Annotated in this window: 24 protein-coding genes; 12 read left to right on the top strand and 12 right to left on the bottom strand. The window is 59.7% G+C overall.

From position 1 onward, the window contains the following. Positions 1 to 281: 281 nt before the first annotated feature. The gene (locus ABJ076_RS14025; protein WP_348194148.1) at positions 282 to 1,205 is read left to right on the top strand and encodes a phytanoyl-CoA dioxygenase family protein; all 924 of its coding nucleotides are present in this window, start codon (positions 282 to 284) and stop codon (positions 1,203 to 1,205) included. A 126-nt stretch (positions 1,206 to 1,331) separates the two neighbouring features. On the opposite strand, the gene ABJ076_RS14020 is transcribed toward ABJ076_RS14025, so the two are convergent. Beyond that, positions 1,332 to 2,249: a LysR family transcriptional regulator gene (locus ABJ076_RS14020; protein ID WP_348194147.1), complete on the bottom strand. Its 918-nt coding sequence runs from the start codon at positions 2,247 to 2,249 to the stop codon at positions 1,332 to 1,334. A gap of 116 nt (positions 2,250 to 2,365) precedes the next feature. On the opposite strand from ABJ076_RS14020, the gene ABJ076_RS14015 reads away from it, so the two are divergent. From ABJ076_RS14015 to ABJ076_RS14005, 3 genes are all read left to right on the top strand, one after another. After that, positions 2,366 to 3,025: a DsbA family protein gene (locus ABJ076_RS14015; protein WP_348194145.1), complete on the top strand. Its 660-nt coding sequence runs from the start codon at positions 2,366 to 2,368 to the stop codon at positions 3,023 to 3,025. A gap of 79 nt (positions 3,026 to 3,104) precedes the next feature. After that, positions 3,105 to 3,995 (top strand): MBL fold metallo-hydrolase, encoded by an 891-nt coding sequence (locus ABJ076_RS14010; protein ID WP_348194143.1) that lies wholly within the window; start codon positions 3,105 to 3,107, stop codon positions 3,993 to 3,995. A gap of 85 nt (positions 3,996 to 4,080) precedes the next feature. Beyond that, positions 4,081 to 4,680: a nitroreductase family protein gene (locus ABJ076_RS14005; RefSeq protein ID WP_348194141.1), complete on the top strand. Its 600-nt coding sequence runs from the start codon at positions 4,081 to 4,083 to the stop codon at positions 4,678 to 4,680. A gap of 88 nt (positions 4,681 to 4,768) precedes the next feature. Here the strand turns inward: ABJ076_RS14005 and ABJ076_RS14000 are convergent, their stop codons facing one another. The 3 genes from ABJ076_RS14000 to ABJ076_RS13990 form a co-directional block, all read right to left on the bottom strand. Further along, on the bottom strand, positions 4,769 to 5,089 hold the full coding sequence (locus tag ABJ076_RS14000) for a chaperone modulator CbpM (protein ID WP_348194139.1): 321 nt from the start codon (positions 5,087 to 5,089) through the stop codon (positions 4,769 to 4,771). A gap of 3 nt (positions 5,090 to 5,092) precedes the next feature. Continuing rightward, entirely contained in the window at positions 5,093 to 6,028 is a 936-nt protein-coding gene (locus ABJ076_RS13995) for a J domain-containing protein (protein ID WP_348194138.1), read from the bottom strand. Positions 6,029 to 6,169: 141 nt separating this feature from the next. Next, positions 6,170 to 7,321 carry a hypothetical protein gene (locus tag ABJ076_RS13990; RefSeq protein ID WP_348194136.1) on the bottom strand — a complete coding sequence of 384 codons (1,152 nt, stop codon included), beginning with the start codon at positions 7,319 to 7,321 and terminating at the stop codon, positions 6,170 to 6,172. 1,358 nt (positions 7,322 to 8,679) lie between these two features. Between ABJ076_RS13990 and ABJ076_RS13985 the strand changes: the two genes are divergently transcribed. Then, the gene (locus ABJ076_RS13985; RefSeq protein ID WP_348194134.1) at positions 8,680 to 9,720 is read left to right on the top strand and encodes a cyclase family protein; all 1,041 of its coding nucleotides are present in this window, start codon (positions 8,680 to 8,682) and stop codon (positions 9,718 to 9,720) included. A 125-nt stretch (positions 9,721 to 9,845) separates the two neighbouring features. Beyond that, positions 9,846 to 10,742 carry a DMT family transporter gene (locus ABJ076_RS13980; protein ID WP_348194132.1) on the top strand — a complete coding sequence of 299 codons (897 nt, stop codon included), beginning with the start codon at positions 9,846 to 9,848 and terminating at the stop codon, positions 10,740 to 10,742. A gap of 149 nt (positions 10,743 to 10,891) precedes the next feature. Here the strand turns inward: ABJ076_RS13980 and ABJ076_RS13975 are convergent, their stop codons facing one another. Further along, positions 10,892 to 11,101, bottom strand: coding sequence for a cold-shock protein (locus ABJ076_RS13975; protein WP_028465424.1), 210 nt, complete (start codon positions 11,099 to 11,101; stop codon positions 10,892 to 10,894). Between the two features lie 55 nt (positions 11,102 to 11,156). After that, on the bottom strand, positions 11,157 to 11,486 hold the full coding sequence (locus ABJ076_RS13970) for a hypothetical protein (protein WP_348194130.1): 330 nt from the start codon (positions 11,484 to 11,486) through the stop codon (positions 11,157 to 11,159). Between the two features lie 499 nt (positions 11,487 to 11,985). Here ABJ076_RS13970 and ABJ076_RS13965 point away from each other — a divergent pair, with 499 nt between their 5' ends. From ABJ076_RS13965 to ABJ076_RS13955, 3 genes are all read left to right on the top strand, one after another. After that, positions 11,986 to 13,143 (top strand): fumarylacetoacetate hydrolase family protein, encoded by a 1,158-nt coding sequence (locus tag ABJ076_RS13965; RefSeq protein ID WP_348194128.1) that lies wholly within the window; start codon positions 11,986 to 11,988, stop codon positions 13,141 to 13,143. A gap of 341 nt (positions 13,144 to 13,484) precedes the next feature. Beyond that, positions 13,485 to 14,924: an aldehyde dehydrogenase family protein gene (locus ABJ076_RS13960; protein ID WP_348194126.1), complete on the top strand. Its 1,440-nt coding sequence runs from the start codon at positions 13,485 to 13,487 to the stop codon at positions 14,922 to 14,924. 67 nt (positions 14,925 to 14,991) lie between these two features. Further along, the gene (locus ABJ076_RS13955; protein ID WP_348194124.1) at positions 14,992 to 15,630 is read left to right on the top strand and encodes an FMN-binding negative transcriptional regulator; all 639 of its coding nucleotides are present in this window, start codon (positions 14,992 to 14,994) and stop codon (positions 15,628 to 15,630) included. A gap of 62 nt (positions 15,631 to 15,692) precedes the next feature. Here ABJ076_RS13955 and ABJ076_RS13950 read toward each other — a convergent pair whose 3' ends face one another. Both ABJ076_RS13950 and ABJ076_RS13945 read right to left on the bottom strand, forming a co-directional pair. Further along, a complete protein-coding gene (locus ABJ076_RS13950) occupies positions 15,693 to 16,271 on the bottom strand; it encodes a hypothetical protein (RefSeq protein ID WP_348194122.1) in 579 nt (192 codons plus the stop codon). Positions 16,272 to 16,275: 4 nt separating this feature from the next. Next, positions 16,276 to 17,445, bottom strand: coding sequence for a M20 aminoacylase family protein (locus ABJ076_RS13945; RefSeq protein ID WP_348194120.1), 1,170 nt, complete (start codon positions 17,443 to 17,445; stop codon positions 16,276 to 16,278). Between the two features lie 179 nt (positions 17,446 to 17,624). Between ABJ076_RS13945 and ABJ076_RS13940 the strand changes: the two genes are divergently transcribed. Both ABJ076_RS13940 and ABJ076_RS13935 read left to right on the top strand, forming a co-directional pair. Continuing rightward, complete coding sequence (locus ABJ076_RS13940; protein ID WP_348194118.1) at positions 17,625 to 18,773, top strand: NADH:flavin oxidoreductase/NADH oxidase; 1,149 nt, start codon at positions 17,625 to 17,627, stop codon at positions 18,771 to 18,773. Positions 18,774 to 18,908: 135 nt separating this feature from the next. Continuing rightward, the gene (locus ABJ076_RS13935) at positions 18,909 to 19,652 is read left to right on the top strand and encodes a cytochrome P460 family protein (protein WP_348194116.1); all 744 of its coding nucleotides are present in this window, start codon (positions 18,909 to 18,911) and stop codon (positions 19,650 to 19,652) included. An 18-nt stretch (positions 19,653 to 19,670) separates the two neighbouring features. Here ABJ076_RS13935 and ABJ076_RS13930 read toward each other — a convergent pair whose 3' ends face one another. The 4 genes from ABJ076_RS13930 to ABJ076_RS13915 form a co-directional block, all read right to left on the bottom strand. Beyond that, positions 19,671 to 20,207 (bottom strand): cytochrome c, encoded by a 537-nt coding sequence (locus tag ABJ076_RS13930; protein ID WP_348194114.1) that lies wholly within the window; start codon positions 20,205 to 20,207, stop codon positions 19,671 to 19,673. Continuing rightward, positions 20,204 to 20,602: a Cu(I)-responsive transcriptional regulator gene (gene cueR / locus ABJ076_RS13925; RefSeq protein ID WP_348194112.1), complete on the bottom strand. Its 399-nt coding sequence runs from the start codon at positions 20,600 to 20,602 to the stop codon at positions 20,204 to 20,206. The genes ABJ076_RS13930 and cueR overlap by 4 nt, the downstream gene beginning before the upstream one ends. 11 nt (positions 20,603 to 20,613) lie before the next feature. After that, on the bottom strand, positions 20,614 to 22,878 hold the full coding sequence (locus tag ABJ076_RS13920) for a copper-translocating P-type ATPase (RefSeq protein ID WP_348194110.1): 2,265 nt from the start codon (positions 22,876 to 22,878) through the stop codon (positions 20,614 to 20,616). Positions 22,879 to 22,982: 104 nt separating this feature from the next. Then, positions 22,983 to 23,414: a secondary thiamine-phosphate synthase enzyme YjbQ gene (locus ABJ076_RS13915; RefSeq protein ID WP_348194108.1), complete on the bottom strand. Its 432-nt coding sequence runs from the start codon at positions 23,412 to 23,414 to the stop codon at positions 22,983 to 22,985. A 115-nt stretch (positions 23,415 to 23,529) separates the two neighbouring features. Between ABJ076_RS13915 and ABJ076_RS13910 the strand changes: the two genes are divergently transcribed. Continuing rightward, positions 23,530 to 24,207, top strand: a complete 678-nt coding sequence (locus ABJ076_RS13910) for a DNA-3-methyladenine glycosylase 2 family protein (protein WP_348194106.1) — start codon at positions 23,530 to 23,532, stop codon at positions 24,205 to 24,207. Positions 24,208 to 24,288: the final 81 nt, after the last annotated feature.

Genomic DNA, 24,288 nt, shown 5'->3' with positions numbered 1-24,288 from the left:
GGACTCTCAGGAACGCCCGCAAACGTCCGGGTCATCCTTTTTTGCCAGCGCCTGACAGGTTTGTTTCACCGGATTGCCTTATGTACCCTTGGTGACGCTGATCGACTCGTAAAGCGCATCAGCAATCATCGAAACCTTTCTCTGGAATTGAACAGATTGAGGGAGGAGAATAGCGCACTTCATTCGGGAGGGTCCGCAAAGGATCGGTGGTGCTCGTAAGTTTGAAACGCGCCAAATAATAAACGCCCCCCGGTAGAGACAAACCACGGGAGGACATAAAGATGCTTGCTGCGGACGATATCGCGTTCTATCGCGAGAACGGCTACCTCATGGTCGAGGATGCGGTGAGCGCCGAGCAACTCGCCAGGCTTAGGGAAATCACCTACGCGCTGATAGAGAAGTCACGGGCCGTCTCAGAGAGTGACGACGTCTATGATCTCGACAACGGCCACTCGGCAGATGCGCCGCGACTGACCCGGATCAAGCTCCCGCACAAACAGGACCCTTACTATTGGGACGTGCTGCAAGACTCCCGCATGACCGGCGTGCTGACTGCACTGCTCGGCACGGACACTGCGCTGCAGACGAGCAAACTCAACACCAAGGCGCCCGGCGGCGGAGCAGCTGTGGAATGGCATCAAGACTGGGCCTTCTACCCGCACAGCAATGACGACATGCTTGCCTTCGGGCTGATGCTTGAAGATGTCGAGCAGGAGAACGGGCCGCTGCAGGTCATCCCGGGATCGCACCGGGGCCCGGTGCTCTCCCATCATTCCGCTGAAACCGGCGTGTTCTGCGGGGCGATCGACCCGGACGATCCTCTGTTTCATCCGGAGAAAGCCGTCACGCTCACCGGCAAGGCTGGCTCCATGACGGTGCATCATGTCCGAGCATTGCACGGCTCGGCACCGAACCTGTCAGACCGCAACAGGCTGATTCTGTTCTATGAATGCCGTGCCGCAGATGCATGGCCGCTGGTCGGTTCGGCCAGCTACGGCAAGCTCGCATCCGGCGGCGCTCAGGCGCTCTGGGATCACTTCTCTGAGCACATGATCACTGGCGACATGACCACGGAACCACGCGCTGAGGCCGTGCCGATGCGACTACCGCTCCCCCCTGCCCCACATGCCGGATCGATCTTCAAGACACAAAAGTCCGGTGGGGCCCGCAGTGCGTTCAGCGGCCGCGAGAAAGTCGAAGCATGAGAGCGCAATTAGAGCAATATTAGACTGCAAAGATTTCATCTGCCTGATCGCCGTGGTGTCGTCGGATGACGCGGCATACACGCTGGAGTCCAATTGCGCCCGCCACCAACACGCCTCCATGCCTCCCTATTGATCAGTCTGCCGGGAGACCTCCAACCTAGTGCGACGTTCCGCTGCGATGAGCATCTCGACGAACGCCGTCACTTTGGTCGGCCGGAAACGGGCTGCGGGATAGACCGAGTAGATTCCACCCGACGGCAAACGCCATTCCGGGAGTGCGACACTGAGCCTTCCCGAAGCCAGATCGTCTGCAACAAGAAAATCCGGCAAAACCGAAAGACCGCCGCCGGCGCGCACAGCCGCCAGCACTCCCGGCGTCGTGTCGATGGCAATGCTTGCCTGCATGTTCACGGCCCGCCGCTCCAAGTCTCCACGGGAGAAGTGCCAGCGTAATGGCTCGCGCAGCGCCATATTCGCGATGAACGGAAGCGCTGCGAGATCCTCCGGATCACGGGCGGCCGATATTTGATCCGCGAAGGCCGGGGCGCCGACCAGGAGCTGTCTGAAAGAGCCTATCTTGCGCGCCTGCAGACTGGAATCCGCAAGCCAACCGACACGGATAGCCATGTCAATTCTACCCGAGACAAGGTCGACGGTATCATCGCTCAGTGTTAGCTCGACCCGGCAGGCAGGATAGCGCGCCGTGAAGGCGGCAAGAACTGCGACAACAACGGCCGTGCCGTAGTCATTCGGAGCTGTGATCCGCAAGATCCCAGTCGGCTCCGCCGCCGCCTGGGCGAGTTCGTCAAACGCATCCTCCGCTTCGCGAAGGATCAGGACACACCGCGCGTGAAACATCCGACCCGCCTCGGTCGGCTGAACGCGTCGCGTTGTTCGAACGAGAAGCGTTGTCCGGAGATCCTGTTCAAGGTGCGCGACCTGCTGGCTGACGACGGCTTTGGTAACGCCGAGCCGCTCCGCCGCTCGCGTGAAAGATCCTGTGTCAACGACAGCGGCGAAATATGCAAGACGGTTAAGGTTCATGGATCTGGATCTATTCCTGTGGATCTAATTGTATACCTATAACAAACATTTTGTCATTTTTGTTGGTATTTTCCGATCATTAAGGACGTGCCATTGTCTCGGCCAAGGAGATTCCCATGGCAGCGACTACTCACGTTACATGTCTTTACGACCCGCTCTGCGGCTGGTGTTACGGCGCTTCAGCGATTCTTGAGACGCTCGCCAACCAGCCGGGATTCGCCGTTGATTTCATGGCCACCGGTCTCTTTGCCGGAGACGGCGCACGCCCTATGGATGACGGTTTCGCGGAGTTCGCCTGGACAAATGATCAGCGGATTTCCCGCCTGACCGGCCAACCCTTCAGTGACACCTATCGTCAAAATGTTCTGACTGACCGGAAACGCCTGTTCGACTCCGGCCCAGCGACACTGGCGCTCACCGCTGTCACCCTAGCGGCGCCGGATTTGGCGGGCGCGGCTCTCAAGGCCATCCAGACCGCCCGTTATGTCGAGGGCCGCGACATAACGGACATTGAGGTGCTTTCGGATGTATTGCGCATCATGGATCTGGCGGAAGTCGCGGATCACCTGGAGCATCCCGACGAGTCGTTAATGGCCGCCTATAGCAGCGGCATAAATGCTGCGCGCCTGGAGATGCACCGCTTCGGCGCCAATGGTGTTCCGGCGTTGATTGTCGGTGCCGGAGATAACCGTCGCCTCGTTCAGAGCAATGCTCTCTTCGTCAGTCCTGACGATCTAATCGCCAGACTGAGGGCGATGAGCGAAGGCAGCGCATAGACAGTCAACGAGCCGGGTCACCGGAGCTGAAATTCGGCCGCCCGAAACCAATCACCACTCACATCAAGCGAGAAAAATCATGATCACAAGACGAACCATGATGACGTCAACTCTGGCTGCCGGCGCCCTGTTTGCTTTAGGTGGGATTGGGCATGCAGCGGGTAAACTCACTTGGCAAAATTTCCCCGCAGGTCCGAACGGTTTCTTTCGCGCCCCTGTCCTGATCTCCGGGGCCTCGGAAGCGGTCCTGATAGACGGAGGCTTCACACTGCCCGATGGAAAGGCTGTCGCTGAAGCAATCAAGAAAACAGGCAAGCGCCTCACGACGATCTATGTCAGCCAGAGCGATCCTGATTTCTATTTCAGTCTTGGGCCGATCAAGGCAGCTTTCCCGGAGGCCCGCGTGCTTGCTGCGCCCGCTGCAGTCGCCGCCATCAAGAACAACGTCGAGAAGAAGCTGGCAATCTGGGGCCCCCGGCTCAAAGAGAACGGCCCGCAGACGCTCGCGGACGTGGTTATGCCGGAGCCTTTTGACGGAAAGACACTGACTGTCGATGGCCAGACCATCGAGATCGTCGAGGCGGAAGGATTGGCCAACCGGCGTTATCTCTTTGTGCCCTCCCTGAATGCAGTGTTCGGCGGCGTGATGATCTTTTCGGGCGTTCATGTATGGACCGCAGACACGCCGACGAAAGAGCAACGCACTGCCTGGATTGCAAACCTGGAGAAGATCCTGGAACGCAAACCGTCGGTCGTGGTTGCAGGTCATATGGCGCTGGAAGTACCGACCGATATTTCAGGTGTCGAACACACAATCGCCTATCTGAAGGCATTTGATGAAGAGCTGGCAAAGGCCAGTGATTCGGGAGCGCTCAAGGCCGCTATGGAAGCGCGGTTCCCAAACCTCGGCATGGGGATCGCCCTCGACATCGGCTCCAAGGTCGCAACCGGCGAGATGAAGTGGGGCTAAGCCCTCCGGCACTTTTCCCTGCGCGTTGTTTTTCCGATCCATCCATACGATCGACTTCGACAGTAGCATTCAAAAAGGACTTTTTATGATCACGATCGCCAATTCCCGGACCGCCGATCACGTCATTGATCCGCTCTTTCTCGAGCGCTGGTCGCCGCGCGCCTTCAAGGACGAGGTGATCTCCGATGCGGATCTCATGTCTATGTTTGAGGCTGCACGTTGGGCACCGTCCGCGTACAACTCCCAACCGTGGCGCTTCATCTATACAAAGCGCGACTCGATCAGTTGGGAGCTCTTCCTCGGGCTTCTTAACCCCTTCAACCAGAGCTGGGCCAAGAACGCCGGCGCCCTGGTGTTCCTGGTCTCAAATCCGATGATGCGGACACCTGGCGCCGAGCAAGATGTTCCATCACGCAGTCACTCTTTCGATGCCGGGGCGGCCTGGAATTCACTTGCTTTGCAGGCAGCCCGCCTGGACTTGCAGGCTCATGCCATGGTCGGCGTTGATTTCGACAAAGCGGCCAGTGATCTGGGCGTGCCCGCAGACTTCCGGATTGAAGTCGCTGTCGCAATCGGTCGCCCCGGCGACAAGGCACAACTCCCCGAGGCACTCCAGGCTCGCGAGCTGCCAAGCCCGCGCAAGCCGTTGGCCGAGATTGTCTCCGAAGGACGCTACGCGTTCTGATAACGATCGGGGCTCCAGCGTGATGACACGCTGGAGCCGTCCGGCAAAACCGGTGGTTTAACGCCCTCTGTTCGCGACGCGGCGTCTCTCAGTTTTCCTCAAGATGCGCCGAGATCCGCGCCTGCACGTCCTGCGGCTGGGCATTGACCGCGTCGGCGAGCCGGTGCAGCTCGTGGCGCAAGCCGTGCACCTGGTCGAGCAGCGGCAGGACGACGTCCAGAGCATCGTCGTCCAGTGCAAGATCGGTACGGAATTCGACAATCAGACGCAGCCGGGCCACGTCGATTTCCTGAAAACGGTACCCATCGCCGCCGCGCGTCGGCGCCAGCCAGCCGCGCTCGATCCAGACATGCAGCGTCTCGCGCTGAAGTCCAGAAAACAGGCCGAGGATTTCTGCTTCTTCCCGCATCTCTCAGCCCTCCTTCTCGGCGCGCGGATCGTAGGCATGGGTCTTCGCCCATTCCTCAAGGAAACGCGTCAGCTCCTCGTCTGGCTCCTTCGGCAGTTGCACACGCAGCGTCACCACCTGGTCGCCCGCCGTGCGTCCTTTAGCGGCAGGCACACCCTTTCCGCGCAGCCGCAAGGTGTCGCCGCTGTTGGAGCCGGCCGGAACACTCATCGTCACGGCGCCGGTCACTGTCGGCACCCGGACCTTGGCGCCGAGAACCGCTTCATGCAGGGCAATGGGAAGGTCTGAATGGATGTTGTTCCCGTGCCGACGAAACCCGGGATGCGCCGCGATGTGAATCTCGACATAGGCATCGCCAGCCGGCCCCCCGCCATATCCCGGCATACCCTGGCCACGCAGCCGGAGTATCTGGCCCTCATGCACGCCCGCTGGAATACCAATTTCCAGCGCCTTGCCGTTCGGCAGGGTGACCCGCTTTTTCGCGCCGTTTACGGCTTCGAGAAAGGGAACTTCTATCGAATACCGGGCGTCGCCGCCGCGCATGCGGAAGTCGGCGCCGTCACCCCTCTGGCCGCCACCCTGGCCGCCACTCCGGGCATGGGCGCGGAAAATATCCGAGAAGACGTCGTTGATATCTTCGTACCCAGCGCTCGACCTGTAAGCATGGTCCCCGCCCGCGCCGGCATAATCCCGGTAATAGCGCTGCTGGGTCTCGTTTCCTTCGGCATCTATCTCACCGGCATCGTACTGTTTCCGCTTTTCCCGGTCGGACAGCAGGTTGTTGGCGGCCTGAAGTTTTTTGAACGTCTCCTCAGCCGCCTTGTCACCTGGATTGAGGTCCGGATGATACTTCTTCGCCAGCTTTCGGTAGGCTTTCTTGATGTCATCGCTGGACGCGTCTTTGGAGACGCCCAGCACCTCGTATAATTCGTCCGCCACGGTGGCACTCTTTCTCTGCGGTTACGCAACTGGAGTTAGAAAGACACGATACGTCATTCGGGAAGGTCCGCAATGGATCGGTGACGCCTGTGGGTTTTGGCCGCACCTTTAAGTAGCGTGTCCCTTTCCTTTAGATACCCTCTACAGCCGGAACCGGTTCCGCAGGCCCAGACCAATCAAAAACAGCAGGACGAAGCTCAACGTTCCCTGGACCACCATGACAATGTCAACCCACAGGCTCGTCGTCTCGCCATACAACGCCTCGCTAGCGTCCAAACGCAGGGTCCTGGACTGGGGCAAGAAGGGAAGGCTATTGCTGAGCGATAGCCGGGCCGCCTGCCAACAGTCCGCATATGCCGGACAGGCAGCGCACCGGTAGAACATCGCGGCAATCACCCCGAGCAAACACAGCCAGACGAATGGCCGTAAAATGCTCTGGCCGTAATTACTGGTGCCACTGAAAATCATATCGAGAACAGAGGCGAGCCGGGGCGTCTCCCGCCACCGCCGCGCCCGGTTCTCATCCGCCGAAAAACGCAGAGCGGCGTGATGATCTCTGTTCGCTTCAGCGATCTCCTTTAGCCGGCGCAGCTTAGCCGCGTCTTCGCGGTCAGACGCCAAGCGTGAGAGCTCCGACAGAGGCCAGAACGGGAAAATCGAATCTCGCTTGAGCTCTACCGAGAGCTTTCCGAGCTCCACATGATGCGCTGCCTTTACGCTCCGGAGATCCGGCGGAGTGGTTAAATCTCCCTCCAAGGTCAACGGACCGTTGAATGAAGACCCGCTCAGGTCGAACTGTTTCAAGCTTTTTGCAGAGGGAGGAAGCCTAAAAATGGCCGGCCCATCCACTTTCATTCCGCAGGCAGTGATGCTACCCGAACCTATAACCTTGGGACTGAATGTTATTTTTGAGCACTCGACGTTATCGAAAGACACAGCGCAATCACCGAACACAGCCTCCTCAAAGGAAACACCGGATTTGACGAAATTGGCGCCATCGAAGGACACGTCGCCGCCTCCGAATTCAGCGCCGTCAAAGGATACGTCGCCAATTTTAGAAGTGACGGCGTTGAAGGACACGCCGGACCTACCGAACAGGAACCCACGGAACGATTGACTGCTATAGGGTTCCGAACTGCTCCCGAAATCGACATCACTGAATTCAATCTTCGCGACTGGATTCTTAGTTACCCAATCATTCCAGACGCCCTTGCCTTCCTTCCATTTTTCAACGGCCTTGCCACCTTTCAGGACAACCGGCTCAGATACCTCAGGCGGATCCGCATCGGTCATTGCGCCACACCTTCCCGCTCGCCCCGCATGACACCTCCCCCGAATGAGTTAACTTCGCACGCAAAACTCTAGCATCGGGGGCACCACAGCCAAAGCCCCTCACTCCCTGATCCCGGGCCGGGCGGCAGAGCAGATCGCCGTAGATGCCCATGCCGTCGACGTAGGTGGGTCATCGTCCAGAAAGGCGGGTTCTCATATTTCGCGGACCATACCGAAAACTGTCTCGTAAGCCGTGCGGCTAAATCAACTGAGCGCGCCAATCAAAAACGGCGGCCGGATCTCTCCGCCGCCGTCAGTGAAGCCTGCATGTCGCGGGCGCACTAAATCCAGTTCATCAGCAACCTACTGTTATTACTGGAGGGTGAACGTATTATCTCCTGTTATCAGCCCGCCAATCGGCGTAATCCCAATACCGGTTAAAACCCAACTTGACTCAATTTCTTTTAAGCTCGGATTTGGGGATTCTAGAACTGTAACAAATTCTCCGCTCCATATCGTTGAGGTCCCACAATTACTTGGATGAGAGTTTTGCCAGTTTACCGTCCAGGTCACGTAATTTTGGGTATACGAGCCAGTTACAGCATAGGAATCTACAGCGCAGGGAAACGCGGTCGTCTCGCCGTTCACATAAGTTCCGGTGAATGCTCCGTAAGGTCCAGGGTTATGCGTGCCCCGTGTCCCGACAGGAGAAACCGTACTTATGGTCAAGGTAGAGTTCCCCTGGTTTTCCCAAACTTGCCCCACCGCTATTGGTGCGGACGAAGATTGAGCATCCGCCGGTGTCAAAGGCGTCACCAAAGAACCAACAAGTAAGACAAATGCAGCAACTATCATTGATCGCATGAGCATAATCGTACTCCCTACTAGTTCAAATAGAAAAATACACGTATCATGCGAAATATTAATTATCAAAATAAATCAAAAGGCGTTTCTTGGCTCAACTATCGCCGCTCAGTGCGCTAATGCAAACCTCATCTGGGCATAAACGCTCAACCGACACACGAGCGGGGGCCAATATGACGCACCCTCACCGACGGGCCCGGACCTGATCGCGGAGCCACGTATAGTTGCCGCCAGCCTCCACAGTGGCTGAATCGAGCGACATCACCGCCACCACGCCCACCAGACGGTCATTGAAAGCGTGGCTGCACTCCTTCAGTGGCGGACAGAACGATGGCTTAGAGCACTTCCGATCAAAGGGACACACTCCTTACTAGTACGCTGACCGGAGCGACGGAGCCATCCGGATATGATTGCTCCCACGCCCTCCCCTTGCCAGACCGCCCACCCCGTCCGACACTCTCCCCCATCTCGCGCCCAACCGGCGCACAAAAACAAAAAACATTGGCGAGGAAGCGATGAGCAAGCGGTGGAAGAACCGTCCCGAGGGGTCGACCTGGGGGGATTTCGGGGCGGATGACGAGAAGGGCCGGATCAACCTGCTGACGGCCGAGAAGGTTCGCCAGGGTGTGGCCGAGGTGCAGACCGGCGAGACGTTCTGCCTGTCCCTGCCGCTGGATTATCCGGGCAAGCGCCTGCTCAACCCGCGGCGCTTCCCACCCCGGCATTTCGCGACGGCACGTGGCGGGCTGGCGAATTTCAACTTCCCGCTCAGCCTCAACGACGAACGCCTGGTGGATGTGATCTCCGACGATTCCGTGCTGCTGTGCCTGCAATATTCGACCCAGTGGGACAGCCTCTGTCATATCGGCGCGCGCTTCGATGCGGACGGCGATGGCGAGGCGGAGATCGTCTACTACAACGGCTGGCGCGGCGGCGAGCATATCACCGGGCCGACCATGGACCAGCCGGGCAACGAGCATACCCGCTTCGAGGGCACCGACGCGAAGCGGCTCGGCATCGAGAACATGGCCGAGACCTGCGTGCAGGGCCGGGGCGTCCTGATCGACATCGAGAAGCATTTCGGCCGGGAACGGACCTATGTCGGCTACGACCAGCTCATGAAGATCATGGACGCGGACAAGGTGGTCGTCGAGAAAGGCGACATGGTGCTGCTGCATACCGCCTTCACCAAGGTCATCATGGACATGAACAAGGAGCCGGACGAGAACACGCTGCTGCATGCCTGCTGCGTGCTGGACGGCCGGGACGAGCGCCTGCTGAACTGGATCACCGACAGCGGCCTTTCGGTCCTGATCGCGGACAATTACGGCGTCGAGGACCCGCACGCACCGCTGCCGGACGACGCCACGGTGTTCATGCCGCTGCACCACCATTGCATCTTCAAGCTCGGGGTTCACCTTGGCGAGCTGTGGTACCTGCACGACCTGGCGCTGTGGCTGCGCGCCCAGAACCGGTCGCGCTTCCTGCTGACAGCACCGCCGCTGCGCCTGCCGGGTGTCGTCGGCTCGCCGGCCACGCCCGTCGCCACGGTCTGATTCCGGACAGGTCTTCGCCGCCCGCCATTCCGCTGGACAGTGGGCGGCGATGCCTGTCAATTGACTTTCCACAAGCGGCACGGCGTTCGGGATCGTGCAGCACCGGCAGAGGGCGCGCCTGAGGCATGACGATGGATCGTTACAGCGCGTCCGAGGACGCCCAAGGCACGCGCGCCGGTATCGGCATCATGTTCGCCGTCACCTTCGCTTTCTCGGTGATGGACACGCTGACCAAGATGGCGGCGCAGATCTATCCGGCACCACAAATTCTCTGGGTCCGTTACATGGTGTTCGGCAGCGTCACCCTGGCGCACGGCCTGCGCAAACGGGGCCGCCGGGTTTTCGCCTCCCGCGCGCCGCTCCTGCAGCTCACCCGCGGGTTCCTGCTGGCCGGTGAAATCCTTGTTTTCATCGTGGCCCTGCGCCATCTGCCGCTGGCGGATGTCCAGGCCATCGCCGCCGCCGGCCCGCTGATAACCACCGCCCTTTCCGTGCCATTGCTGAGGGAGCAGGTCGGGATCCGGCGTTGGAGCGCGATCGGTGTCGGTGCGATTGGCGTGTTAATCATCATCCGGCCGGGCTTTGCCGCCTTCGACGAGATGCTGCTGGTGCCGCTGTTCGGTATTGCCCTCTTCGCTGTCTACCAGGTCCTCACGCGCAAGGCAGCGCATTACGACGACGCCAGCACGACGGTGCTCTATACGGGCATAACCGGGCTCATGGCGATGACGTGCGTCGGCCCGTTCTTCTGGATCATGCCGGACTGGCAGGGGCTGGCCCTGATGGTCGGGATCGGTGTCATCGGCCTGACCGGTCACGGATTGCTGATCAAAGCCCTGTCACTCGCACCGGCGAGCGTGCTGCAACCGTTGAACTACCTGATGCTGCCCTGGGCGGTCTTGTGGGGATACCTGATCTACGACGATCTGCCGGATCTGGCGACAATCGTTGGCGCCACAATCGTCATCGCCAGTGGTATCTACACCTTCCACCGTGAACGGATCGTCCGCAACGGCGGTTGACCGGCAACAAAAAACGCCAACCCACAGAATGGATTGGCGTTCTTCAGACCGTCACGGAAGAAGCTCAGTGAGCCGCTTTCCAAAAGGCCGCCCCGGAGGCTCAGTTCTATCGAACAAAACCAACCGGGGTTATGTCTGAAAGGTCTGGCTTAGACCATTTTCAGGTTAGCAGCGGAAGACTTGCCGCGCTGGCGATCTTCTTCGATGTCGTAGCTGATCTTGTCGCCTTCGTTCAGGCCGTGCATGCCTGCACGCTCAACGGCAGTGGCGTGAACGAACACGTCGTTGCTGCCATCATCCGGCTGAATGAAGCCGTAACCTTTGGTGGTGTTGAACCATTTCACTGTACCTGTAGCCATGATCATATTCCTTATACTGATCGTTGTGGTCTGGTGGTCGTTCCTGTTGCCGCCTTCAGGCGGGGACAGCTGGTGTTGTGGCGCCGATATTGCCCAACATGCGGAGAAGTCCCGCCGTCGGAGCATCGGGGCCAGGTGTGCGTTCGCCCGACATGTCGGTACGTCGCGCATTCTTTTCAATCCGGCGCGGGTCCAACCCGGACCGACGGGACTGAATCGGGGACGAACTCTTGGCCGCATTCGCAGGATGCGACATACGCCCAGCCACCTGCATGGCAGGGGTCACTTCGTCCTGAATGGGAGTTGGAGCGGTAATGCTGTGTCCTTCGGCGGGTACGGCTCGAAGGTGGGACTTGGCTTGGCCAAGGTCGTTAAACTGTTTCAAGTAGGCTCTTTCACTGGTCACCCCCTGATCGCGCCGAACTGGCAGCGGGAGATGGCCCTTTTCTGTTCTGGAAGCTTGCGTAGATCAGCTGCCGTATTGTTAATCTGCCCAAGTGGGCGTTCTGGCAACGATCGATACGACGTATTGCTAGAATGACCGCTACTGACGATAAACTCATCATCTACGCGTAGCGCACGTCCGAAAAAAGCCACGTTGCAGCCTCAGTTGCAAGAGAAATCTTTCTGACACCCCGAATGTGGCTCTCCACCCTGAAACCCACTCCTCCTCAAAAAACCAACCTATATTCACGTAGCCTTTGAGACAGTTCATTTCCGAGCCTGGGGCGATTTGCGACAAAGCCGCCGCTCCACATGGTGGAACAGGCTTTCATTTCACTGGTATTTTGTATCCCAGAGAGGCAATACTTATCCAAGGGGACATTAACCGGTCCGCCGTGCAGGAAGAAGCACGAAACGCCGGATATGGGAGGAGATGAGTGATGAGTGACCGTATCGCGCGGGATCTGCCGGTCGATCTGGAAAAAGCGACGCTGCTGGGCAGGGTATCCACACCGGAGGGTCCGGCTGTCTGTACCGTGCGCGGTGAGGATGTCATCGACATCACCGCCCGAATCCCGACCATCACCCATGCTCTGAAGGCCGCCTGCCCGGCCAGCATTGTGCGCGGCGCCGAAGGTACGGTGATTGGCAAGATCGGCGACATTCTGGAAACAAGCTTCGATCCGAAAGCTGCGGGCCCGCGCTTGCTGTCCCCCATCGACTTGCAGTCCATCAAGGCAGCCGGGGTGACTTTTCCGAATAGCATGATCGAGCGTGTGGTCGAGGAGATGACCAAGGGCGATCCGCTGAAGGCGGACGAAGCCAGGTCGCAGCTCGGCCGGGATATCGGTGACGATATTTTCTCCATTGTCCCAGGCTCGGACGAAGCCATGAAACTGCGCGAGACCCTGCTGGCGAAGGATCTCTGGTCGCCCTATCTTGAGGTTGGCTTCGGCGTGGACGCGGAGATCTTCACCAAGGCGCAACCGATGTCGTCCGTTGGGCACGGCGCCGGTGTCGGCCTGCATCCGCGTTCGGACTGGAACAATCCGGAGCCGGAAGTCGTTCTGATCTGCGGGCCGGACGGAAAGATCGTCGGCGCCACTCTCGGCAACGATGTGAACCTGCGCGATTTCGAGGGCCGCAGCGCCTTGCTGCTCGGGCGCGCCAAGGACAATAATGCCTCAGCCAGCCTGGGTCCGTTCATCCGGCTGCTGGACGATCACTTCACCATGACCGATATCCGTAACGCCGACCTGTCGCTGGAGATTACCGGTACTGACGGCTATACGCTGAGCGGCTCCAGCACCATGCGGGTCATCAGCCGGGCCCCGGAAGACCTGGCCCAGCAGATGTTCGACTGCCATCAATACCCGGACGGTGCCGTACTCTACACCGGTACTCTCTTCGCCCCTACGGACGACCGGGACCGCCCCGGTGAAGGCTTCACGCACAAGCTCGGCGACGTCGTTCGGATTGCAAGCCCGCGACTCGGGTGCCTGGAGAATGTCGTTGGCCGTTCAGATACCCTGCCGGAATGGCAGGACGGTGCGCTCGCCCTCTTCCGTTCACTCTCCAAACGCGGCATCGCACTCTGAGCCGTTAGTCTTCCCGGAAATCGAAGCCGTCAAAATACAGACCGGCTAACCGCCCATCGCCGACTACGGCGTGCGCGGTGGCGCCGAGTGTTGTGCGTAGCGCGGGTTTTCCTGGCAAGGCTGATGACAGCCTCAATCGCGAGAAAGATAAGGCACAACTGACGATAGGATTTCTGATAGGAAAAAACCATTATCCTATTAAAACTCTTACACAGACTTTCCTGACACAACGAAAAGAAGCCCGAGGCTTCGATCCTCTTGCGTCGCGCTATAGGCGGCGTAAGCTCCCCTCCGATTTAAAACCCGGCTCGTAATGGCGCCGGAACTGAGAGAGGGAACTCATGACACTGCACCGCAATCTGATCGCCGGAGACTGGGTCGAAGGCACGAACGCGAGCGATAACATTAATCCGTCCAACACCGGCGACGTGGTCGGCCAGTTCGCGCAGGCTGATGCCGCCGCGACCGAACAGGCCATCGACGCCGCCGTCGCCGCCTCACACGCCTGGGCTCGCAGCCCGATCCAGCAGCGCCACGACATTCTGGCAGCCGCTTCCGCCGAGATCATGGCCCGCAAGGAAGAACTCGGCCGTCTGCTTTCCCGTGAGGAAGGCAAGACCCTGGCGGAAGGCATCGGCGAGACCATCCGCGCCGCACAGGTGTTCGATTTCTTCGCCGGTGAATGCCTGCGTCTGTCCGGCGAGAAGATCGCCTCCACCCGTCCGGGTCTCGAAGTCGAGATCACACGAGAGCCGATCGGTGTCGTCGGCATCATCACACCGTGGAACTTCCCGATCGCCATCCCGGCCTGGAAGATCGCCCCGGCGCTTTGCTACGGTAACGCCATCGTCTTCAAGCCAGCCGGCCTGGTCCCGGGCTGCGCCTGGGCTCTGGTCGATATTCTGAAGAAGGCCGGCCTGCCTGACGGCGTGCTGAATTTGGTGATGGGCAGCGGCGGCACTGTCGGCGAGGCAATCCTCTCCAGCACGAAGATCAATGCCGTGACCTTCACCGGCTCGGTCGCGACCGGCGCGCATGTGGCGGCGAAATGCTCCTCCACCATGAAAAAGTACCAGCTCGAGATGGGCGGCAAGAACCCGCTGGTTGTGCTGGACGATGCAGATCTCGCCACCGCCGTCGATGTTGCCGTGAACGGCGCTTTCTTCTCGACCGGCCAGCGCTGCACCGCCTCCTCCCGGCTGATCGTAACCGAAGGCATTCACGACAAGTTCGTCGCGGCCTGCATCGACAAGCTGAAAGGCCTGAAGATCGACGATGCGCTTGCCGAGGGCACGCATATCGGCCCAGTGGTAGATGCCAGCCAGCTTGCGCAGGATGAGGAATACATCAAGATCGGCCAGCAGGAAGGCGCCAAGCTGGCCTTTGGCGGCGAGCGGCTAGAGCGGTCCACGCCGGGCTTCTATCTGCAGCCGGCTCTGTTCACCGAGACGACCAATTCCATGCGCATCAACCGCGAGGAAGTTTTCGGCCCGGTCGCCAGCGTCATCCGAGTGAAGGACTATGACGAAGCCCTCTCCGTTGCCAATGACACGAGCTTCGGCCTGTCCTCGGGCATCTGCACCTCCAGCTTGAAATATGCGAGTGACTTCAAGCGCAATTCCGAGGCCGGCATGGTCATGGTCAATCTGCCGACAGCGGGCGTCGATTATCACGTCCCGTTCGGTGGCCGGAAGGGCTCCAGCTATGGCGCCCGCGAACAGGGCCGTTACGCATCGGAATTCTACACAACAGTAAAGACCGCCTATATCCTGCCAATCTGACGAACACAGATTGAGGGACGCGCCGGCGCACCATTGCGCCGGCGCCTTTCATGACCGGAGAAATCTCATGTACACACCGCCGCATTTTCGCGAAGACGACGTCGCCCTGCTGCATGAGACGATCCGCCGTATCGCCTTCGGCACGTTGGTGACACTCGGTCCGGACGGGTTGGTGGCAAGCCATGTGCCGATGCTGCTCGACGCCGACAAGGGCGAGCGTGGCACCCTCACCGGACACTTGGCGAAAGCGAATATCCAGACCAGGACCGAGGCAACGGAAATCGAGGCGCTGGCAATCTTTCAGGGGCCAGAGGCCTATATCACACCGAACTGGTACGCGACAAAGCAGGAGCACGGCAAAGTCGTGCCTACCTGGAACTATGTCGCCGTCCATACCTATGGGCCGATCAGCTTCTTCGAAGATGAGGAACGTCTGCGCGAACAGGTCTCCCGGCTGACCGACCGGCACGAGGCCGCAAACTCCGAGCCCTGGGCGCTGAACGACGCACCTGAGAAGTTCGTTCGGGGTCAACTCAAGGGCATCATCGGCTTCGAAATTCCGATCACCCGAATGGACGGCAAATGGAAGCTGAGCCAGAACCGCCCGGCGGCAGACAAGGAAGGCGTGATCCGTGGCCTGGAAGCACGCGACGGCGAAGATACGCCGATTACAGCCGAAACGCGACAGACCCTTCGGTCATCCTGATCAGCAAAAGACAAAGCTCCGAGAGCCCGTCCGGGGCCACGATCTGACGCCAGAGAACCTCGCTAGGACCAAACGAAACGGGCGACCTGATCGATCTGCGCCTCCGTCGTGTCCTTACCCGAAACCCGTACAACCGGACAGGGCAAACGCTCCATCCACGCCTCATGCATTTTCAGGCTGCGGATTTCGGGACCACCTGTATCGTAAGACGCTGCCCACTCGATGAAGGCCATATGCGCGTCATAATGCGCCCCGCCCGGCTCTAGAGCTTCAGCGCCAAAGCGCCCTTCCTCGCGAGCGATCAGGCGCTCCAGGCGCAGATTGAAGGGTGTGTAGACAAAGACGGCGAGCTGGAAATTGTCGGTCATCGGCTCGCCCCAGGACACCATCGAGCCAGTCAGTATCCAGTTGCCGGCCTCGTCGAAGGCCTGTTTCAACAGCCCGATACGCTCCTGAGCCGGACGTTTTTGCTGAAAAGGCGGTTCGGTCGGCACCCAGTAAAAATCGTCTGTGTCCAGATGCTTGTGACCAAAGCGGTCGGCCCAGGCGCGGCCAAAAGTGGACGTGCCCGAGCCGGAGGCGCCAAAGACATGCAGTCTCTGCGGCAGATTCCGCTCTGCCGTCCCAGTGGCGCCTGTCATGACCTCATGCCGATCTGGCGAGCCGGGTTTCGACCAGTTTGCTCCAATAGCTGGCGCCAACGGTCAGGGCTTCGTCATTGAAGTCGTATTCCGGGTGGTGCAACCCGGCGGTGTTGCCATTGCCGCACCAGATATAGGCGCCCGGCTTCTCAAGCAGCATGTAGGAGAAATCCTCGGCGCCCATGCTCGGCGGCAGTTCCCTGTCGACCGAGCCCATGCCGCCGGCAATTTCGGCGCAGACCGTGGCTGCGAAATCAGCTTCCTTCTCAGTATTCACTGTCGCCGGATAGCCGGAAATGTAATTCAGCTCGGCCGTCGCCCCGTAGGTCGCAGCAATTCCGTCCGCCACCTGCTTGATCCGCTCCGGCAGGGTTGCCTGCAGCGCCGGGTTCAACACCCGGCAAGTGCCACGCAGGACAATATCGTCCGGGATCACGTTGAAAGCGTCACCGGCATGGAACTGGGTAGCGCTGATGACCAGCGACTCTGCCGGATCGGTGTTCCGGCTGGTGATCGTCTGCAGGGCCATGACGATGTTCGCGCCGACCACAACCGGGTCGACGCCCTGATGCGGCATGGCGGCATGGGCGCCACGGCCGGAGATGAAGATTTCCCAGTTATCCCGGGCGGCCATCACGGGGCCTGCAGAAACGCCGAAGCTGCCAACCGGCATTTCGGGCCGGTTGTGCATGCCGTAGACTTCGTCCACAGGGAACAGCTTGAAAAGACCGTCCTCGACCATCTTCTTGCCGCCTCCCTTGCCTTCCTCGGCTGGCTGGAAGATCAGCTGCACGGTACCGGCGAAATTGCGGGTCTCGGCAAGATACTTGGCGGCACCAAGCAACATGGTTGTGTGGCCATCATGGCCGCAGGCATGCATCTTTCCATCATTCTTCGAGCGGTATTCCGGCGTGCCTTTTTCTTGGATCGGCAACGCGTCCATGTCGGCTCGCAGACCGATGGCAGGCCCGTCGCCACCATTGCCCTTGATACTCGCCACCACGCCAGTGCCGCCGAGACCGCGATGGATCTCCAACCCCATTTCCGTCAGCCGTTCAGCCACGAAATCGGCGGTCTCAAACTCTTCGAAACCAAGTTCCGGGTTTTGATGGATATGGCGTCGCCAGCCGGTCAGTTCAGCATGGAAATCGGCGATGCGATTGACGATAGGCATAAAGTTGCTCCTTGCGGGCGGGAAGAATTCTCAAGAATGGAACAGCGTACACGATGGCGCGACCTGCGGCCCTGTCAAGTGCCGAACAGGCGCTTAAGACTTACACCTGCAGAACCTACCAGTCATACGCGACTTGAAGGCTTTTAGAGTATCCTCTCGACAAAAAACGGGAGGACATGATGACTGCATCTACACCATTGCTCTTTGAGCCGATCCAACTCAGGGGCATTACCTTGCCTAACCGCATCGTGATCCCGCCCATGTGCATGTATTCGGCCGAAGAGGGTTTCCCGACCGACTTCCACATGGCCCATCTCGGTAAATTCGCCCTTGGCGGTGCTGGCATGGTCATTCTGGAGGTGACAGCGGTGAGCCGCGACGGGCGCATCACGCATGGTGACCTCGGCATCTGGGATGACGAACACGCCAAAAGGTTGGCGCCGCTCGCGACATTCCTGAAGTCTGAAGGCAGCGTGCCCGCGATCCAGATCGGTCATTCAGGTCGCAAGGGCAGCATGCAGCGCCCCTGGAAGGGTAACGGTCCGCTGACACCCGAAGACATCGCCGATGGCGACATACCGTGGCAGCCGGAAGCTCCGAGCGCCGTGCCGCTCGCAGACGGCTGGCTGACCCCTCGCGAGCTTGATCTCGATGACATGAAGCGGCTGCGGGGCGCTTTCGCCGACGCGACGAAACGCTCGGTCGATGCCGGGTTCGAGTCCGTCGAGATCCATTGTGCCCACGGCTACCTGCTACAGACTTTCCTCTCGCCGCTCGGCAACTTCCGAAACGATGCTTACGGCGGCGACCTCGAAGGCCGCATGCGCCTGTCGCTGGAAATTGCCGAGGATGTCCGCGCTGCGTTGCCGGACAACCTCCCGCTGTTTGTCCGCATCTCATCCGTCGACGCCATCGAAGGCGGCTGGGAGATGGAAGACAGCCTGACTTTCTCGCGAGAATTGAAAGCGCGCGGCGTGGATGTCATCGATTGCTCTTCAGGCGGTCAATCCCCAAAAGGAGCGACCAACTTCAAGCTGGTCCGGGAGCCGGGCTATCAGGTGCCTTACGCCGCCCAGATCCGGCGCGAGGTTGATATCACGACCCAGGCTGTCGGCCTGATCACCGACCCACATCATGCAGAGGCCATCCTGCAGGCCGGAGACGCTGACCTGATCGCCATCGGCCGCGAGGCGCTATACGACCCGTTCTGGCCGCGTCATGCGGCGGATACTTTCAAGCTGGATCCTGATTTCAAAACCTGGCCTCCGCAATATGCCTGGTGGCTGGAAAAACGGGCAGCCGGACAACGCGCGCCGGCCGCTTCCTGACTTCTGCTACCGGCACTCGCGCCGCGCACACGATTGTTTGAGCGAGCGTGACACACCATACATGTGCACTCATGACACTCTCTCCTGAAACAAAAAACAGGCTTCGAAACGGTTGCCTATCTTCAGGAGAGAGAGATGAAATTCACAAAAGCGCACCTCGTTCTGCTTTCGGCATCGGTAGGTCTTATGGGCCTCGGCATTACCGCTGGCTTGCCCGCGCAGGCCGAGACCGAAAGCATGGACGAGCTCGAAGCCAAACTTGACGCGGTCTGGGAACACAGTAACCAACTTGCAGCCTCGACCAGCAAATGCACCGTGCAACGGGTAGAAGACGAATGGAAGGCCTCCGGCAGTCCGAAAAAGGTCAAGGGAAAGGCCGACTTGACGGATGAGGAAGCGATAGCTGCTTACGAATGCATCAAGGAAACGATGTATCCGCGTTTCGCCAAGTCCGACCTGCCCGGCGCCAAGGATTTTCATACCTGGAACAAGTACAACACCATCCCCTACCAGTCCGGCACGCATGGCAATCGGTATGTGAACAACTGGGGCGATGATATCGGCAAGGCCTATGGTGGGTTCGAAGAAACCAAGTCCGTCCCAGTCGGCTCCGTGCTCGTCAAGGACGGCTTCCACGTCACCATGAAGGGCGAGGTCAAACGCGCACCTCTTTTCACGATGGTGAAGAAAGAAGATGGCTTCAACGCGGGCACACTTAACTGGGAATACGCGCTGATCTTTCCGAACGGGAAAACAATGGGTGTCACCAACGGGAAAAACAGCAAGAAGGTTCAGTTCTGCGCCGATTGCCACAACGCAGCAGAAGAGAATGACGGCATGTTCTTCCTGCCCGACGAGTATCGGGTGACATCAAACTAGCAGGACGGATATCAGCGATCAGTTTTTCGCGCCCGTATTTACACGTCCTTGCCGGTTGACACTGTCGTGCCTGGCCCGAATATCCGCGGGCCAGGTACTCTTGATGAAAGACAGCACCGCCACGATCTCCCGGTCGCTAAGCACACCCTCGAACCCCGGCATATCGCTTTCGTACCCGTCGCCGACAATCCTGGCCGGACCAAGTTTCGTAAGAGCAAACAGCTGCCTGTCGGAGTGATGCCAAGTGTGTCCGGACGGGTCGTGCGGCGGAGCCGGAAGTCGGCCGTCCGGCTTACGCTGTCTCCAGTTCGCCTGACCTTCAAGAGCCGCACCGTGACAGCTCGCACAGGCCTCCGCATAGATCTCGCGGCCGTCCGCGACCAGTCCGGTGTCACCGGGCCGCAGCCTGATTGCAGGGCTCTTATCGGCATCGGTTGCGCCCGGAACAATCTTGGAGATCACGGACGGGCGTTCCGGGTCCTGCATCCGCGAATAGCCAGCAAGGCCGAGCACTATCAGGACGGCGACGCCGGATGCCAGGAAGCGCCAGTTCACGCGCCATCTCCAATGCCCGCGAGATCGTTCAGGATCGGACAATCGGGCCGCGCGTCCCCGTGACAGGCATGAACCAGATGCGCCAATGTTTCACGCATCCCTTTCAACTCACGGATCTTGCGACCAATCTCATCCAGATGTGCTTCGGCAATGGCCCGGACGTCCGCGCTCTCCCGGCCCGTCTCGTCGTAAAGCGACAGCAGCGCCCGGCAATCCTCGATGGAGAAGCCGAGTCCCCGCGCCCGCTGCAGAAAACGCAACCGGTGCACATCCTCCGCCGAGTAATCGCGATAGCCGTTATCCTGTCGGTTTGGCCTGATCAGGCCGATTTCTTCGTAATAGCGGATGGTCTTGGCCTGCAGCCCCGCACTCTTTTCGACCTCCTTGATCAGCATGACTTGCCTCCTCAGAGTTTAGTCGACCGGAGCCTCAGTGCATTGCTGATAACCGACACAGAACTGAGACTCATCGCTGCCGCCGCCAGCATCGGGCTGAGTGTCAGCCCAAGCAGCGGGTAGAGCAAACCAGCCGCGACCGGAACGCCCAGAGCATTGTAAATGAAGGCGAAGAAAAGGTTCTGACGAATATTCCGCATCGTCGCCCGACTCAACCGCCGGGCCTTCACCAATCCACGCACGTCGCCTTTGACCAAAGTTACGGCAGCGCTTTCCTTGGCAATGTCGGTGCCGTTGCCCATGGCAATGCCGATATCGGCAAGCGCTAGCGCAGGAGCATCATTGATGCCGTCACCAGCCATGGCAACGATACGCCCCTCGGCCTTCAGATCTCGAATGAGGTCCGCCTTGTCGGACGGCATCAATCCACCACGCACGTCCGGTATCCCGAGTTCGGCACCGATGGCAGCGGCGGCTTTCGGATTGTCGCCAGACGCCATGACCACGCGAATGCCGTCCCGGGTCAGATCGGCGACAGCTTCCACCGCGCCATCCTTGATCCGGTCGCGTACAGCAAGCAAGCCGATGGCCGAACCATCATGCGCAACATAGAGCAACGTCGCACCGGCTTCCGAATATGTCGCCGACGCCTCCGAAAGCATGGATATATCAACATTAAGGGTTTCCATGAAACGCGCCGATCCGGCGGCCACCTGCGCCGCATCGACGAGCCCGCGCAAACCGAGACCAGCTTCGACCTCGACACCCGCCGCATGCTCCACCGGAACGCCCCGCTCCATGGCAGCCCGGATAACCGCCGCGGCCAGCGGATGCTCACTGCCGCGCTCAATCGCGGCGGCGAGGCCAAGAACCCGGTCCTCGCTCGCACCCGCTACCGTCGCAATATCGCTCATGTTGGGACGGCCCTCGGTCAGAGTGCCGGTCTTGTCGACCACCAGCGTGTCGATCTTCTCGAACCCTTCGATAGCCTCTGCATCGCGGATCAGGACACCCGCCGACGCGCCGCGCCCGGCACCGACCATGATCGACATCGGCGTTGCCAGACCGAGCGCACAAGGACAGGCGATGATGAGGACCGAGACAGCCGCGACAACACCGTGCGCCAGCGCAGGCTCGGGACCGAGCAGCGCCCAGGCCACGAAGGCGGCCACCGAAGACAGTACCACGGCAGGCACGAAATACCCGGCGACGGCATCGGCGACTTTCTGCACCGGCGCGCGGCTCCGCTGTGCTTCCGCCACCATTGTCACGATGCGGGACAAAACCGTGTCTTGCCCAACAGTGACGACTTCCATTACAAGCGTCGAACGGCCATTCAGTGTACCGCCAACAAGGCTGTCACCCACGTTCTTCTCAACCGGCAAAGGCTCACCTGTCAGCATCGACTCGTCGACCGCGCCGGTGCCCTCCAGAAGACGGCCATCGACCGGAATACGTTCCCCCGCGCGAATGCGGATACGGTCGCCCTGACGGATATCGTCAATGCCGATTTCTTCGTCATCCCCACCGTCGGTCAGGCGTCTTGCCGTTTCAGGCGCAAGACTGAGCAACGCTTTCAGTGCATCCGATGTCCGCTCGCGGGCGCCGAGTTCCATCACCTGTCCCGACGCCACCAGGCAGATGATGACGGCGGCCGATTCGAAATACAGACCGACATGCCCGTCTGCGCCCCGGAAACCCGCTGGAAAAAGATCCGGCAGCAACAAGGCTGCAAGGCTGTAGAGATACGCAGCCCCGGTGCCGATGGCGATCAGCGTGAACATGTTGAAATGCCCGGTGCTCAGCGACGTCCAGCCACGCTGAAAGAACGGGAACCCGACCCAAAGGACAACTGGTGTTGCCAGCACAACCTGTACCCAGGCATTCCATTGGCCTGCGACCAGATCGGCCAGTCCGGGCACCATCTCCCCCATCGAGAGGATGAATACCGGCAAGGTCAGAGCGGCCCCGATCCTGAACCGCCGGCGCATGTCGAGATATTCCGGATTGGGCGGCGTGTCCCGGGTGATCATCTCCGCCTCAAGCGCCATCCCGCACATCGGGCAGCTATCCGGCTCCGGGGCCCAGACACTCGGGCACATCGGGCAAATATAACCGGGCCCCACACCTTCAGGTTTACCGGTCATGACCGCTTTACCCGAACTGGCGCCGCCACCACCATCGCCGTGACCGCAGCAGGTGCTGACAGGCTTTTCTACCACAACATGACAGCAGGATTTAGGTGCCTCGGCTTTTTCAGGTTCATGGCAGGACATGATGGCTCCGTGGGATGGTTCCTTAAACCGGCATGATCCGGCTTCATGTCCCTGCATAAACGTTCCAGCGGCTGGAAGGTCAAGCGCGAACCGTACGTCTCAACCTAGTTACCAAGCAGATGCAGAACGACTTCGCGGCGATGCGGCGCGCGGCGGTGTTCAAGCAAATAGACCGCCTGCCACGTGCCAAGCAGCATCCGTCTGTCGGCAACCGGAACCGGCAGCGATGTCTGGGTCAGCATGGTGCGGATATGCGCGGGCATGTCGTCCGGCCCTTCGATCCCGTGCCGGTAGCGGCCCGGATCTTCCGGCGCGATATCGGCAAGATAGTCAGCCAGATCAGCACGTACATCCGGATCGGCATTCTCCTGGATTGTCAAAGAGGCCGAGGTGTGGCGGACGAAGAAGGTCAACAAGCCCGTCGATATGCGGGTCTCCGCCAGCCAAGAGGACGCATCCCTTGTCAGATCGTAGAAGCCGTGTCCTGTCGTCCGAACCGTCAAAATATCCTGTGCCTGCCGATCCACATTCAACATGGCCACGCTATCCCATTACAGTGCTTAACAAATTCACGGGTCAAATTTCCACGCAGGAACTATGCTCACGACATTGCATTGGCACAACAAGACAGCGGCACGATTGAGGGCAGCCATGACAGGCACCAAGAGCCAGGAGAATGCTCTTCACCACGCCGTGATCGAGTTAACGCGGCGCGATCCAGACATCGAGTTACTTTATAAGAAGCTTGGTCCACCGCCATCAAGGCGCGAGCCTCCCGGGTTCGCCTCCTTGATCCGTATCCTCACCGCGCAACAGGTCTCGCTCGCGTCCGCAAGCGCCATTTGGGCACGCCTCAACCAGCAGATCGACGTCACCCCAGCTGCTGTTTCCCGGGCGACGGACGAGGATTTCAAACAAGCTGGCTTTAGCCGCCCGAAGGTTCGCTACGCCCGCGCCCTTGCCGAGCACGTGCTAGATGGACGGCTCGATCTTGAAAACTTGCAGAACCTGGATGACGAAGCCGTCGCCCAGACGCTGACATCCGTTCCCGGCATCGGCCGTTGGACATCGGACATCTATCTCCTGTTTTGTCTCGGCCGATTGGATATCTGGCCCGGCGGGGATCTCGCCATTCAGGAGGCGTTGCGGGCACTCAAAAAACTGGAGGCCCGTCCGCGGGAAAGAGACACTCATCCAATTGCAGAACACTGGCGACCGTACCGCGGTGCGGCAGCGCAATTACTCTGGCAGTACTATCGGATGCTAAAATTTGGGGGTAAAACCTCGGGAATTGGAGTGTTTCCCGTGACAGACGCGGCATCGCCCTGATATCTTTCGGAAAATCGACACGGAACCAGGGCATTGGAAATGCCTGAACAACTGATCTCCTTGCCGCCAGCATCAGTCCAG

Origin of the sequence: Nisaea sp., from assembly GCF_039990255.1 — a bacterium.
Classification (GTDB): domain Bacteria; phylum Pseudomonadota; class Alphaproteobacteria; order Thalassobaculales; family Thalassobaculaceae; genus Nisaea.
This window is presented reverse-complemented; position numbering and strand designations above follow the sequence as displayed.

What these genes read in the sequence shown, in the direction of transcription:
- ABJ076_RS14025 (WP_348194148.1), top strand. Translation starts at nt 282, where the DNA reads ATGCTTGCTGCGGACGATATCGCGTTCTATCGCGAGAACGGCTACCTC.
- ABJ076_RS14005 (WP_348194141.1), top strand. Translation starts at nt 4,081, where the DNA reads ATGATCACGATCGCCAATTCCCGGACCGCCGATCACGTCATTGATCCG.
- ABJ076_RS13910 (WP_348194106.1), top strand. Translation starts at nt 23,530, where the DNA reads ATGACAGGCACCAAGAGCCAGGAGAATGCTCTTCACCACGCCGTGATC.
- ABJ076_RS13960 (WP_348194126.1), top strand. Translation starts at nt 13,485, where the DNA reads ATGACACTGCACCGCAATCTGATCGCCGGAGACTGGGTCGAAGGCACG.
- ABJ076_RS14000 (WP_348194139.1), bottom strand. Translation starts at nt 5,089, where the DNA reads ATGCGGGAAGAAGCAGAAATCCTCGGCCTGTTTTCTGGACTTCAGCGC.
- ABJ076_RS13965 (WP_348194128.1), top strand. Translation starts at nt 11,986, where the DNA reads ATGAGTGACCGTATCGCGCGGGATCTGCCGGTCGATCTGGAAAAAGCG.
- ABJ076_RS13955 (WP_348194124.1), top strand. Translation starts at nt 14,992, where the DNA reads ATGTACACACCGCCGCATTTTCGCGAAGACGACGTCGCCCTGCTGCAT.
- ABJ076_RS14015 (WP_348194145.1), top strand. Translation starts at nt 2,366, where the DNA reads ATGGCAGCGACTACTCACGTTACATGTCTTTACGACCCGCTCTGCGGC.
- ABJ076_RS14010 (WP_348194143.1), top strand. Translation starts at nt 3,105, where the DNA reads ATGATCACAAGACGAACCATGATGACGTCAACTCTGGCTGCCGGCGCC.
- ABJ076_RS13985 (WP_348194134.1), top strand. Translation starts at nt 8,680, where the DNA reads ATGAGCAAGCGGTGGAAGAACCGTCCCGAGGGGTCGACCTGGGGGGAT.
- ABJ076_RS13915 (WP_348194108.1), bottom strand. Translation starts at nt 23,414, where the DNA reads ATGTTGAATGTGGATCGGCAGGCACAGGATATTTTGACGGTTCGGACG.
- ABJ076_RS13990 (WP_348194136.1), bottom strand. Translation starts at nt 7,321, where the DNA reads ATGACCGATGCGGATCCGCCTGAGGTATCTGAGCCGGTTGTCCTGAAA.
- ABJ076_RS13940 (WP_348194118.1), top strand. Translation starts at nt 17,625, where the DNA reads ATGACTGCATCTACACCATTGCTCTTTGAGCCGATCCAACTCAGGGGC.
- ABJ076_RS13980 (WP_348194132.1), top strand. Translation starts at nt 9,846, where the DNA reads ATGACGATGGATCGTTACAGCGCGTCCGAGGACGCCCAAGGCACGCGC.
- cueR (WP_348194112.1), bottom strand. Translation starts at nt 20,602, where the DNA reads ATGCTGATCAAGGAGGTCGAAAAGAGTGCGGGGCTGCAGGCCAAGACC.
- ABJ076_RS13950 (WP_348194122.1), bottom strand. Translation starts at nt 16,271, where the DNA reads ATGACAGGCGCCACTGGGACGGCAGAGCGGAATCTGCCGCAGAGACTG.
- ABJ076_RS13920 (WP_348194110.1), bottom strand. Translation starts at nt 22,878, where the DNA reads ATGTCCTGCCATGAACCTGAAAAAGCCGAGGCACCTAAATCCTGCTGT.
- ABJ076_RS13935 (WP_348194116.1), top strand. Translation starts at nt 18,909, where the DNA reads ATGAAATTCACAAAAGCGCACCTCGTTCTGCTTTCGGCATCGGTAGGT.
- ABJ076_RS13975 (WP_028465424.1), bottom strand. Translation starts at nt 11,101, where the DNA reads ATGGCTACAGGTACAGTGAAATGGTTCAACACCACCAAAGGTTACGGC.
- ABJ076_RS14020 (WP_348194147.1), bottom strand. Translation starts at nt 2,249, where the DNA reads ATGAACCTTAACCGTCTTGCATATTTCGCCGCTGTCGTTGACACAGGA.
- ABJ076_RS13945 (WP_348194120.1), bottom strand. Translation starts at nt 17,445, where the DNA reads ATGCCTATCGTCAATCGCATCGCCGATTTCCATGCTGAACTGACCGGC.